The sequence below is a fragment of the uncultured Bacillus sp. genome, from assembly GCF_958411575.1.
Lineage (GTDB): Bacteria > Bacillota > Bacilli > Bacillales > Bacillaceae > Bacillus > Bacillus spizizenii.
In genome coordinates, this window is the sequence record NZ_CATYRA010000005.1 from 282,421 (window position 1) to 294,377 (window position 11,957).

The window sequence follows — 11,957 nt, forward strand, 5'->3', positions numbered from 1 at the left end:
TGACTCTCCTATCTTTATGTTTCGCTTTTATTCTACTAAATGTTTTTCTTCTCTCAAACCCTTGGATCATATTTTCTGTCAGACAAGAATCATTTACCAGTATAAATCGAACATACTTTCGCATATAATAGAAAAACGAACATAAGTTCTTTTTAGAGGTGTGTATGATGAAAGAAAAAGTGATTTTTCTCGTTGACATGCAATCGTTTTATGCATCTGTAGAGAAAGCGGAAAATCCACATTTGAAAAATAGGCCCGTCATTGTTTCGGGTGACCCTGAAAAAAGGGGCGGAGTCGTATTGGCTGCCTGCCCGTTGGCGAAACAAAAGGGTGTGGTGAATGCTTCACGGCTGTGGGAGGCGCAGGAAAAGTGCCCTGAAGCTGTTGTGCTCCGGCCCCGTATGCAGCGGTATATTGATGTATCACTGCAAATTACGGCCATTTTAGAGGAATATACAGACCTTGTAGAGCCGTATTCCATCGATGAACAGTTCATGGACATTACAGGCAGCCAGAAGCTGTTTGGGACGCCGGAAGAGATCGCACAAAGCATTCAGGGCAGAATCATGCGGGAGATCGGTGTTTATGCGCGGGTCGGAATCGGTCCTAATAAAGCGCTAGCCAAAATCGCGTGCGACAATTTTGCCAAAAAGAATAAGAACGGTATTTTTACCTTAACGAAAGAAAATATGAAAACCGAAATGTGGCCGCTTCCGGTGGGCAGCATGTTTGGTGTTGGGAGCCGCATGAAGCATCATTTAAACCGGATGGGCATCAGTACGATCGGCGGGCTCGCGGCTTTTCCGCTCGATCTTTTAAAAAAGAAATGGGGCATTAACGGCCACGTGCTGTGGATGACGGCGAACGGGATCGACTATTCTCCTGTGTCAACTTCATCTCTGGACGGACAAAAGGCGATTGGCCATGGAATGACTCTCCCGAAAGACTACGAACACTTTGATAAAGAAATCAAGATCGTACTGCTGGAGCTGAGTGAAGAAGTGTGCAGGCGAAGCCGAAACGCCGGAGTAATGGGACAGACGGTGTCAGTGAGCTGCCGGGGTGCTGATTTTGATTGGCCAACGGGCTTCAACCGCCAAGTGAAGCTGGCGGAGCCGACGAATTCTACCCAGGATGTATATGAGGCTGTATGCCGGCTGTTTCTTACGTTTTGGGACGGGAAGCCTGTCCGCCGCCTCGGGGTCAATCTGTCTCAGCTCTCATCTGATGACATATGGCAGCTCAATTTATTTCAGGATTATGCAAAGAAAATGAGCCTTGGCTATGTGATGGACGGCATTAAAAGCCGGTTCGGCGATACAGCCATCATCAGGGCGGCGTCACTGACAGCGGCAGGCCAGGCATTTGAACGTGCGGCTAAAATAGGAGGGCACTATAAATGAATGACCATTTAAAAAGAGGCAACATGCTGTGGGAAGGGAGCAGGATGTTTCTGCCGGAACATAAACAAAGCCTGCTTGAGAGAAAACGCCATAAACAGAAGCTGCAAAAGCCGATCCTTGATCCTGATAAGCTGGAGGAAATGAATCAAACGCTTTGCGCCGCGATGGAGTTTGCTCAGAATGTCACTGTCAGCTGCTTTCAGGACGGTGAAATTGTCCGCTGTACCGGGAAAATCTGCCGGTATGAAGAGTTTGAAAAAACAGTATGGATAAAAGGAGACGAGGATCAGCTTTATAAGCTGAAACTTAATCAGGTGCTTGATATTGTGCTGTAACGTTTCTCCCTCCTGCATTGGAGGGAGAAATATGTGTAAAAATATCAAACATTGTTCCCACGGCAATCTGGAAACGTATGATACAGGAAAGAAGGCATTTACAATTCCAGTCAGGCAAAATATAATTTTTATATTGTGAGAAAAAAGAGCTGACATTCGTTTTGCCAGACGGAGGGAGATCAAATCGTAATGGATATTCGAACAATCACGTCTTCAGATTATGAAATGGTAACGTCTGTAATGAATGAATGGTGGGGCGGCAGACAGCTGAAAGAAAAATTGCCGAGACTATTTTTTGAGCATTTTCAGGACACAAGCTTTATTACATCTGAACATAGCAGCATGACCGGATTTTTAATCGGGTTTCAATCGCAATCAGATCCTGAAACGGCATACATCCATTTTTCCGGTGTGCATCCAGATTTCAGAAAAATGCAAATTGGAAAACAATTATACGATGTCTTTATTGAAACGGTAAAACAAAGAGGCTGCACGCGGGTAAAGTGCGTCACTTCACCGGTGAATAAGGTATCAATCGCGTATCACACCAAATTGGGATTTGACATTGAAAAGGGCACCAAAACGGTAAATGGCATCTCAGTGTTTGCAAACTATGATGGCCCCGGCCAAGATAAGGTACTGTTTGTCAAAAACATATGAGGGGGAAATATGATGGATTTTTTATCAAAAACACCTGAGCCACCTTACTATGCAGTCATTTTTTCATCTGTCAAAAGCGAAAATGACACAGGATATGGAGAAACAGCGGAGCGGATGGTATCGCTTGCGGCGGATCAGCCGGGATTTTTAGGCGTCGAAAGCATTCGTGAAGCGGATGGAAGGGGCATAACGGTTTCTTACTGGGACAGTATCGCCGCCATTAACCACTGGAAGCATCACACTGAACATCAAGCGGCAAAAGAAAAAGGAAAAAGCGTTTGGTACGAGTTGTATGCAGTCCGCATCGCAAAAGTCGAGAGGCAGCGGCTGTTTTCAGGAGAAGAGAAATGATTGAATTTCTTGAGCATAAGGGAGACATCACAGCGCGTGAGATTATTGCCGTGCAGCAGCCCGCCTACATAAAAGAAGCGGAGCTTATCGGTTTTGACGGTATTCCTGCCTTACAAGAGAAGGCGAAGGATATTCAAGCATCTCATGAACAGTTTGTGGGATATCGGAAAGACGGCAAACTGATCGGTGTCATTTCATATGAGATAAACATGCATCATCTCACCATTTGCAGGCTTGTGGTGCATCCCGACGGTTTCAGAAAAGGGATTGGACGAGCACTTCTGCAATTTGTCATTGATCAAAACGAAGACGCTGAGAAAATCGAAGTAGTCACAGCCGAGAAAAATACACCAGCCGAGTCGCTCTATACACAGGCGGGATTTCAAAAGGCAGAAACCGTCAAAGCCGCGGAGGGTCTATTGCTGTCTGTTTTTCATTTGTATCCGCAACGAAAAGTTGAAGTTGTTCTCTACAACGAAAAATGGGCAGAATGTTTTGATGAAGAAAAAGAACGGCTGAAGCTTGTGTTCGGACCGGAGATCATTGCTGTTCATCATATTGGAAGCACATCAATCCCGAACATGGCAGCAAAGCCAATCATTGATATATTAATTGAAGTCAGAAGCATTGAAGCGATGAGCCAATATGATACACAAATGAAGGCTATCGGTTATACACCGAAAGGGGAAAACGGCATAGCTGGCAGACGTTATTTCCAAAAGGGCGGAAATAAACGCACCCATCATGTCCATATGTACGAAAAGGGAAACCCTGCTATTGAAAGGCACCTGTTATTCAGAGATTATCTCAGAGCTCATCCACAAATAGCGGAAGAATATGCCCTTCTCAAAAAACAGCTGGCTGCCCAGCATCCGGACTGCATCAATCAGTACATACAAGGGAAAGATGATTGGATCAAGACTGCAGAAGAACATGCAAAGCGGTGGAAAGAAGGCAGAAACAATGCGAATGGAAGCGTTGTATGCTACAATTGCGAAAATGATGAAAACGGGGGTCTCACCTTATGAACATACATGTGACAGATGCAGCAAAACAGGCACTGCAGCAGGCATTTGACGCCAACCCGGGAAAAAAAGCCCAGCTTCGTTACGATGCAGAAGGATGCGGCTGTGCGGTAAGCGGTGTACCGACAATCTGGCTGGCTGAAGAATTAACGGGACAGTGCGAGCAGCTGGAAACGAATGGCATCCCGCTGTATATCCAATCATCGCAAAAAGTGTTTTTTGACGATCAAATGACGATCGATTACAATGAAAAAGCCAAAACACTGGCGCTGAAAAGCCCAGCTGAAATGCTCAGCCCCAGAATGAGCATATTAGTAAAGTAGGGAGACACGAAACGTGGAACAAAAGCTGAAGGCAATGAAGAACACAGCACAAAATAAAACGTGGGTATCCTTCCTAAATCAAAACCATCCCTATACTTTGCTCCACTGGTCAATTGGAGGAGCAGAATCCGTCAAAAAAGATGTTTGGCTATTGCAGGATGAAATGACATTCGAAACGCAGGAGTTTACAACGATAGATCTTGCGATTGAATGGATCAGAGAAAATATGGATGGCATTACCGACGTTTTGTGAAATAAAAAAGCGAAGAGCCCGAAGAGGCCTTTCGCTTTTTTATTATGGAAAGAAAATCCCGGGCTAGGTCTAAGGTTCCGAGTAGCTTCCAGCGTGGTGCTAGCGATGTTTGCTTAGCCAACCAAAATATCTGCCGTAGGAGTTGTGAAAGAAAAAGTTGTCGAGATTATCGAAGTAACAGCGTGCAAAGCCACATCCATATGTTCATGGGCACTCTGCCAAAAGAAGAAAAATCATTGGAGTGTCGTAAAAAACTAAGAGGGTTTTGACGTTATAGAGGAAGGAGTGAGAGTTATGGCTCACTCTTTTTTTGTTTAATTGTCAACAACTTCATAGTGGGAAACACTAGGTGTTACGGGCTGTTATGGTTATTCGTTGACATTATGACAACACTTCTATATCATTATACCGTCTTAGTCTTTAGGCTGAAGATTGATAAGTTTTTAGTGTGAAAGGAGAACAGGATTGTGGAGGAACAAAAGAAAAATCAGCTAGGAGCGCTGCTGAAAGAGCATTTACGAAAAAGGTCTTTATCATTAAGGGAATTGAGCGAACGCACACAAATTGATAAAGCAACCATTTCGAGAATCATCAATGGCAAAAGAAAAGCAAACCTGAACCATTTACAAAGGTTTTCAGACAGTCTTGGCGTTTCTTTTGATGAGCTGATGACGGCTGCAGGCTATACAATGGAGAAGAAGCAGGACAACGACCGTCCGGATATTCACTCATCAATTGACGAAATTGAAGACGTTTTGCAAACCTCAAATGTCTATGACCGGTCTTTTACGATGGAAGAGCTGAAAAGCAAATTGACTGAGTACCAGCAATATTCTCAGACAGAGGAAGGGAAGCGTACGATTCAGGACGAGTTTGAACATAAAGTCGAGAAAGTCAGCGGCATCGGTCCTTTCCTGACCCGTTTGCAAGACATGTATTTCAGATTTACTACAGGTCGCGGGACGCCGCGTGAAATGCTGCTGATAGGCGGTGCTTTGCTGTATTTCATTGCTCCTGTTGATGTTATACCGGATTATATGTTTCCGATTGGCTATATCGATGACGCCGCAGCGATTCAACTCGTCTTCAACCAATTGTCACCTAAATCATAATGGAGCATGTTAAAGATGAAACAAAAACAAACCAACATTGACATCAGTCTTCTGCTCATTTTATTTAGTCTGTTTTGTATCAGTTTACTGGCTGTTTACAGCGGATCGGGGCAGTATGAAACACAGGACCCTTTTTATTTTACCAAACGGCAGGTCATTTGGTATCTTGTCGGGTTTGGCATAATGGCAGGAACAGCTTATATCGATTACGAGCTGCTCGAACGATTGGCGCTCAGGTTATTTGTAGGAACTGTTTTTCTCCTCATTATCGTTCATTTTTTTGGAACGTATAAAAATGGTTCACAAAGGTGGATAAGCTTCGGGGTGTTAGAAATCCAGCCTACAGAATTTATGAAGATTATTTTGATTCTTCTGTTGGCTTCAGTGCTCAATCAATATCAGCATAAAAGGTTCTCCTTCACAGAGAGCATCATTCCGACGGGTAAAATCATGGTGTACACAATGATTCCGTTTTTCTTCATATTGATTCAGCCTGATTTAGGCTCTGCATTGGTGATTTTGTCGATTGCATTCACGTTAATGCTGGTCTCGGGGATTTCGGGCAGAATGATCATGTCCCTGTCACTTGGATTCATAGCATTAATCGCCTTTTTGACGTTTTTGCACAATTATTACTTTGAGATGTTTTCAAAGATCATTAAACCTCATCAGCTTGACAGGATATACGGCTGGCTCAGCCCTCATGAACATGCATCTACATATGGATACCAGCTGACGCAGTCGTTAGTGGCGATAGGATCGGGTCAGCTGACAGGAAGCGGCTTTACCCATGGAGTCCAAGTTCAAGGAGGGAAAATTCCGGAGGCTCATACCGATTTTATATTCGCCGTGATTGGTGAAGAGTTCGGTTTTTTGGGCGCCGTAACATTAATCTGTCTGTATTTTCTGATGATCTACAGAATTATTAGGATTGCGATGCGATCCAACAGTCTGTTCGGTGTTTATATATCTGCGGGGGTTGCAGGTTTAATTATATTCCAAGTGTTTCAAAATATAGGGATGACAATCGGATTAATGCCGGTGACAGGGCTCGCTCTTCCGTTTATCAGCTATGGCGGCAGTGCGCTGTTGACCAATATGATTGCTATAGGTCTCGTTTTCAGTGTGAATATCAGATCTAAGCAGTATATGTTCGGCAGGGGGTGGGATTGAAGGTGCTTAAGGTGATTCTTTCCCATCTAAAAAAGCTTGATTATGTTTTGATCGCATCGGTTCTGTTTTTATCTTCGCTTGGTTTGCTGATGGTTTACAGCGCCGGCTACCCCCTCGGATATATAAAGTACGGTAATGGCAGCTATTTTTTTGTGAAGCAGCTGCAATGGCTGCTCATCGGTTTAACCTTTTTTTCGGCTGCCGTCTTTTTCCCTTATAAAGCTTACGGCAAACTCATCCGGTTTTTAGTGAAGCTTTCTATTTTGATGCTGATTCTCGTTTTGCTGCCGGGGATTGGGGTGGAGAAAAACAATTCCCAAAGGTGGATTCAATTCGGTTCGCTCATCATTCAGCCGTCTGAGGCCGTGAAGCTTGTGATGGTTATTTATTTTGCTTACGTGTATGCAAAAAAGCAGAGATACATCGCCAATTTCGGAAAGGGCGTCATGCCCCCGCTGCTCATTTTGGCGATCGTGTTCTTTCTCATCTTAAAACAGCCGGACTTGGGCACCTCCGTTTCGATCCTATTAAGCTGCGGAGCTGTTCTGCTGTGCGCCGGCATCAGAAAACGGCATTTATTGCTTCTCGGGACAATGGCCGGGGCCGGCATCGCATATTTTGCTATGACGGCGCCGTACCGGTTAAGAAGGCTGACATCGTTCAGCGATCCTTTTCAGGATGAAAACGGAGACGGCTACCAGTTAATCAATTCCTACCTTGCCATCGATTCGGGCGGGTTCTGGGGAAATGGATTGGGGAACAGCGTTCAAAAGCTTGGATTTCTTCCTGAAGCCCATACGGACTTTATTATGGCAGTCATTACCGAGGAACTTGGCGGGGCCGGGCTATTGATGATCATCGGGGCTTACCTGTTAATGATGTTCAGAGGCGTGCGGATCGCTGTGCAAATCAATGATCCATTTGGAAAGCTGCTGGCGATCGGCCTTACCTTCCAGATCATGATTCAAGCGTTATTTAACCTTGGCGCTGTTTTAGGCCTTCTCCCCATTACCGGAATTCCTCTTCCGTTTGTCAGTTATGGCGGTTCTTCGTTAATGTTCATGCTGATTTCAGCCGGGATATTGGTCAACATCTCATCACACGTTAAGCGGGGTAAAAAAAGTGAGGCCTATCTTTTATAGAAAGGCCTCCTTTTTTGTTCAAAAAAACTAGGTTGGGCCTAAGATTTCGGCGTTTTGATTTTGTCTAAAAACTCCTGCACCGTTTTTCGGTATGTGTTCCGGTTTTTCGTATACGACATGGCGTGTTCACCGTTATCGGCAATATACAGTGCCTTCGGTCCGGGTTTCTTTTCATAAAGTCGCTCGGTTGAAGAAACGGGAATATAATCATCATCCTTACTGTGAATAAAGAGGACCGGTTTTTTGATTTTTTCAATGACAGCAAGCGGAGATACTTCGCGTGCGCGATAGCCGCCCCTCAGCTTCAAAAAGAAGTCGGCGATGGGGAGCAGCGGCCAAGGCGGGAGCCTGTATTCCACTTTCAGCCGATAGGCAAGCTGTTCATCAAAACGTGCGAACGGGCAATCGGCAATATAAAAATCAGCGCCACCCTCACAGTGTTCACCAGCGTAAAGCAGGGCAGTCGCAGCTCCCATTGATTCACCGTGAATTCCGATCAATCCGCAATGGCCTGTTTTATTCTTGACCCAGCTGACAACCTCGCTGAGATCATCCTTTTCATAAAAACCGTAGCTAGTCGTCTTTCCGCCGCTTTGTCCGTGTCGGCGATGATCATAAACAATCACATTCCAGCCGAGATCAAGAAATAAATGCATATATTTAAGAGAATTCAGCACATTCATCGTCACCCCGTGACAGATAATGATGGTGTTTGGTGTGTCATGCGGTGCGACATGGTAACCTTTTATATCATACCCGTAAGCGGATGGGATCACAAAAGCGGTTTTTTTCATTCGTTCGAAGGATTCAAACACATCGTGTCCGTCGTCTGTCTCTCTTTTGATAATGTCTTCATCTGTCTTTTTCTTGATAAAGAGAATGATATTTGAAAAAACAATTCCGATTGCGATAACAGCGGTTAAGAGAGCGCCAATGGCCAAAAGGATTTTCTTCAAAAGTCACAGCACCTTTCAACTGAATACAGAAAATTTATACTTGAAATCATTATACCTAAACAGTGCTGTGCTGATCAAAAAAGTTTTCAGAAGGGAGTCCGCTTGTTCAGTCTATATGCTCCGTGATAAACTGGCTTCAAAATAAAACATGGGGGAAGCCTACATGAAAAAACAAAAATCCGCTGACAAACACCAGTTAAAAGATGGCCTTCAATCCGACATCAAAGCAAAGCTTATGGAGATGAAGAGCCAATTGAAGGAAGAGGATGAAAAGAGGCAGGAAAGAGAAAAAGCAGAGCAGATTAGAAAGAAAAAAGAGATCGAAAAAAACAAAAGCTTTGAAGAGCTCCTGAATGAAAGCCCATTGGATTGGCATCAATATAAATAAACCAGCACCCGTACAGGTGCTGGTTTTTCTGTTATGAGCGGTGCGCTTCGTAAACGTCTTGTTTCGTATGTGATTGTAGCGCTCTGATTTCCTCTTCGCTTAAACGCCGTGCGTTTGCAGCCTGAACGTTTTCACGTAACTGCTCAATCTTACTGGCGCCTGTAATCACTGAGGCAACAGCCGGCTGTGCTAACAGATATTGCAGCGACTTTTCTGTCATGGACAGATCGGGCGCGACATTCTCCATCGCTTTGCGGGCATTTGTCAATTCCTCAAACGAATAGGATAAGTACCCGTTTTGTTTGATGCTGTCCGCCACTTGTTTAAGCGGTTTTTCAGTTAAGATCCCTTTGGCAACCGGACCTCTGGCGACTACGCTAATTTGATGTTCCTCTAAAAGCGGAAGCCATTCCTCGGGGCGTCTGTCAAATAGGCTGAACTGCATCATAATACTGACGATGTTTGATTTTTTTACATATTCTTTTATCACATTCGGGCGGATGGAAGAAATACCGTAGTAACGGATTACACCTTCTTGTTTTAATTCCTCAAACGCTTCGATCGTTTCATCAATGTTGTCCTCTATCGTGCCGCCGTGAAGCTGATAAAGGTCGATATAATCCGTTTTCAGCCGTGCAAGACTCTTTTTTACGGCTTCTTTTATGTAAGCTTTTGAAGGGTCCCAATACCAGCCTTCGCTTTCGTCATTCCAGCGGTTTCCCGCTTTCGTTGCCAAAATAATATCTTGGCGTCTGTTTCGGATCGCATCACCGACGATTTCTTCGTTGCGTCCGCGGTCATACAAATCCGCTGTGTCCAAATAGTTGATGCCAAGCTCGATCGCTTCATCAAGGATGGACAAGGCTTTGTTTTTTTCAGTTCCAAGAGACATACAGCCGAGTCCGACTTCGCTTATTTCTAAATCAGATGTACCCAGTTTGCGCTTTTTCATGTGCACACTCCTTTTTTTAGGCTTTATATTGACCGTAATATAAAGGAGCTAAAGTTTCAACTTTTACGGCTTTGAGACCCAATCTTTCACATATTGGAATGTGCGTCCGTACTCCTTTAACTTCGCCCGAACCTCCCATGCTTTTCCGACTAAGACAATACCTTTTGGCATGCGGTGCACTTTCACAAAGAAGCCCCCTTTTTTCTAGTATGATAAAATGTATGGGGCATCATATAGAGACAGAACGGGAGATGAAGAAATGAAATCATTAGAAGAAAAAACAATTTCCAAAGAACAGATCTTTTCAGGTAAAGTCATTGACCTTTATGTAGAGGACGTGGAGCTGCCAAACGGGAAAACGAGTAAACGTGAAATTGTGAAACACCCTGGAGCTGTAGCCATATTAGCTGTCACAGAAGAAGGGAAAATCATCATGGTGAAACAATTCCGCAAGCCGCTTGAGCGGGCGATCGTTGAAATTCCTGCCGGAAAGCTTGAAAAAGGGGAGGAGCCGGAGTACACGGCACTTCGGGAGCTTGAAGAGGAAACGGGGTATACAGCGAAAAAACTGACAAAAATCACTGCGTTTTATACATCGCCCGGCTTTGCGGATGAAATTGTTCACGTGTTTCTTGCTGAAGAGCTTTCTGTACTCGAAGAAAAACGGGCGCTTGATGAGGACGAGTTTGTTGAAGTGATGGAGGTGACGCTTGAAGATGCGCTGAAACTGGTTGAATCGCGTGAAGTATATGATGCTAAAACAGCCTATGCGATTCAGTATCTTCAGCTGAAAGAAGCGCTCCAAGCACAAAAATGAAAAAGATTTACGCGGATTTGCACATTCATATCGGCCGGACCTTTACAGGTAGGGCTGTCAAAATAACAGGCGCTAAAACGCTGACGCTGGACCGAATTTTGGTTGAAGCCAGTGAACATAAAGGAATTGAACTTCTTGGTATTATCGACTGTCATTCTCCGGAAGTCATCCTAGAGCTTGAAGAAGGCATTTCATCTGGAAGATATCACGAGCTTGACGGCGGGGGGATTCGTTATCGCAGTACGACTCTTTTATTGGGAAGCGAACTGGAGATTTATGATGAAGCCTGCAGCGGGCCGATCCATGTGCTCGTCTTTATACCGACGCTGGCTGATATGAAGCTGTTTTCAAACTGGCTGTCAGCGCGGCTGAAAAATATTCACTTAAGTTCACAACGGATTTATGAAACGGGCTTGAATCTGCAAAAAAAAGTGAAGGAAATGGGCGGACTGTTTATCCCCGCCCATATCTTTACACCGCATAAAAGCTTATATGGAAAAGGGGTTAAATCAAGCTTAACCGAGGTTTTTGATCCCTCTATGATAGATGCGGTGGAGCTTGGATTAAGCTGTGATACAGACATGGCTTCACACATATCTGAGTTGAATCAGTATACGTTTTTAACAAATTCTGATGCGCATTCGTTAGCCAAAATCGGCAGAGAATATAATGAACTATATGTACAGTCAGCTGATTTTACTGAATTTGCTCTTGCATTAAGAGGACAGGGTGAAAGGACAATTACCGCAAATTACGGCTTGGACCCGCTATTGGGGAAATATTATCAGACGGCTTGCGAAGCGTGCGGAGAACCTGCTGTAAGCGGGGGAACGGCGTGCGCGAATTGCGGAAATGCCAGATTTACTAAGGGAGTCAGCGAAAGATTGCGTGAATTGAGTGATCAGCCTGAAGTTCGCGTCTCGCGTCCGCGATATGTACATCAGATCCCGCTGCAATTTGTTCCGGGTGTTGGTCCGAAAACGCTGGACAAACTAAAAAAAGCCTTCGGAACGGGACTGACCCCCGTTTTTGAGACAGGGATCAAAACACCTTTTAAACAGCCAATT

16 protein-coding genes are annotated in these 11,957 nt (G+C 44.5%); 13 read left to right on the forward strand and 3 right to left on the reverse strand.

Going from position 1 to position 11,957, the window contains the following annotated elements:
- Positions 1–164 precede the first annotated feature (164 nt).
- From Q5C82_RS10940 to ftsW, 10 genes are all read left to right on the forward strand, one after another.
- A complete protein-coding gene (locus Q5C82_RS10940; RefSeq protein ID WP_079996399.1) occupies positions 165–1,403 on the forward strand; it encodes a DNA polymerase IV in 1,239 nt (412 codons plus the stop codon).
- Complete coding sequence (locus tag Q5C82_RS10945) at positions 1,400–1,738, forward strand: YolD-like family protein (RefSeq protein ID WP_003226544.1); 339 nt, start codon at positions 1,400–1,402, stop codon at positions 1,736–1,738. The genes Q5C82_RS10940 and Q5C82_RS10945 overlap by 4 nt, the downstream gene beginning before the upstream one ends.
- A gap of 189 nt (positions 1,739–1,927) precedes the next feature.
- On the forward strand, positions 1,928–2,398 hold the full coding sequence (locus Q5C82_RS10950) for a GNAT family N-acetyltransferase (protein ID WP_003226546.1): 471 nt from the start codon (positions 1,928–1,930) through the stop codon (positions 2,396–2,398).
- Positions 2,399–2,407: 9 nt separating this feature from the next.
- Positions 2,408–2,749, forward strand: a complete 342-nt coding sequence (locus Q5C82_RS10955; RefSeq protein WP_032727315.1) for an antibiotic biosynthesis monooxygenase — start codon at positions 2,408–2,410, stop codon at positions 2,747–2,749.
- Positions 2,746–3,777, forward strand: a complete 1,032-nt coding sequence (locus Q5C82_RS10960) for a GNAT family N-acetyltransferase (RefSeq protein WP_013308016.1) — start codon at positions 2,746–2,748, stop codon at positions 3,775–3,777. Before Q5C82_RS10955 ends, Q5C82_RS10960 begins: the two co-directional genes overlap by 4 nt.
- The gene (locus Q5C82_RS10965) at positions 3,774–4,097 is read left to right on the forward strand and encodes an iron-sulfur cluster biosynthesis family protein (protein WP_003226552.1); all 324 of its coding nucleotides are present in this window, start codon (positions 3,774–3,776) and stop codon (positions 4,095–4,097) included. Before Q5C82_RS10960 ends, Q5C82_RS10965 begins: the two co-directional genes overlap by 4 nt.
- A gap of 13 nt (positions 4,098–4,110) precedes the next feature.
- On the forward strand, positions 4,111–4,350 hold the full coding sequence (locus Q5C82_RS10970) for a YqkC family protein (RefSeq protein WP_003226554.1): 240 nt from the start codon (positions 4,111–4,113) through the stop codon (positions 4,348–4,350).
- 467 nt (positions 4,351–4,817) lie between these two features.
- Entirely contained in the window at positions 4,818–5,462 is a 645-nt protein-coding gene (locus tag Q5C82_RS10975) for a helix-turn-helix domain-containing protein (protein WP_003226556.1), read from the forward strand.
- A 15-nt stretch (positions 5,463–5,477) separates the two neighbouring features.
- Entirely contained in the window at positions 5,478–6,635 is a 1,158-nt protein-coding gene (rodA, locus tag Q5C82_RS10980) for a rod shape-determining protein RodA (protein ID WP_003226558.1), read from the forward strand.
- Positions 6,632–7,777 (forward strand): putative lipid II flippase FtsW, encoded by a 1,146-nt coding sequence (ftsW, locus tag Q5C82_RS10985; protein WP_003226561.1) that lies wholly within the window; start codon positions 6,632–6,634, stop codon positions 7,775–7,777. The genes rodA and ftsW overlap by 4 nt, the downstream gene beginning before the upstream one ends.
- A gap of 38 nt (positions 7,778–7,815) precedes the next feature.
- Here ftsW and Q5C82_RS10990 read toward each other — a convergent pair whose 3' ends face one another.
- Positions 7,816–8,733 carry an alpha/beta hydrolase gene (locus Q5C82_RS10990; protein WP_013308015.1) on the reverse strand — a complete coding sequence of 306 codons (918 nt, stop codon included), beginning with the start codon at positions 8,731–8,733 and terminating at the stop codon, positions 7,816–7,818.
- A 163-nt stretch (positions 8,734–8,896) separates the two neighbouring features.
- Here Q5C82_RS10990 and Q5C82_RS10995 point away from each other — a divergent pair, with 163 nt between their 5' ends.
- Positions 8,897–9,121 (forward strand): YqkE family protein, encoded by a 225-nt coding sequence (locus Q5C82_RS10995; RefSeq protein ID WP_003226567.1) that lies wholly within the window; start codon positions 8,897–8,899, stop codon positions 9,119–9,121.
- Between the two features lie 31 nt (positions 9,122–9,152).
- On the opposite strand, the gene Q5C82_RS11000 is transcribed toward Q5C82_RS10995, so the two are convergent.
- Together Q5C82_RS11000 and mciZ are read right to left on the reverse strand one after the other, a co-directional pair.
- On the reverse strand, positions 9,153–10,073 hold the full coding sequence (locus Q5C82_RS11000) for an aldo/keto reductase (protein ID WP_003226569.1): 921 nt from the start codon (positions 10,071–10,073) through the stop codon (positions 9,153–9,155).
- A gap of 63 nt (positions 10,074–10,136) precedes the next feature.
- Positions 10,137–10,259: a Z-ring formation inhibitor MciZ gene (gene mciZ, locus Q5C82_RS11005; protein WP_003226571.1), complete on the reverse strand. Its 123-nt coding sequence runs from the start codon at positions 10,257–10,259 to the stop codon at positions 10,137–10,139.
- Between the two features lie 73 nt (positions 10,260–10,332).
- On the opposite strand from mciZ, the gene nudF reads away from it, so the two are divergent.
- Positions 10,333–10,890, forward strand: a complete 558-nt coding sequence (gene nudF / locus Q5C82_RS11010) for an ADP-ribose pyrophosphatase (protein WP_003226573.1) — start codon at positions 10,333–10,335, stop codon at positions 10,888–10,890.
- Positions 10,887–11,957, forward strand: a 1,071-nt coding sequence (locus Q5C82_RS11015) for a TIGR00375 family protein (protein WP_214763666.1), incomplete at its 3' end; no start/stop codon positions are given. The genes nudF and Q5C82_RS11015, both read left to right, overlap by 4 nt.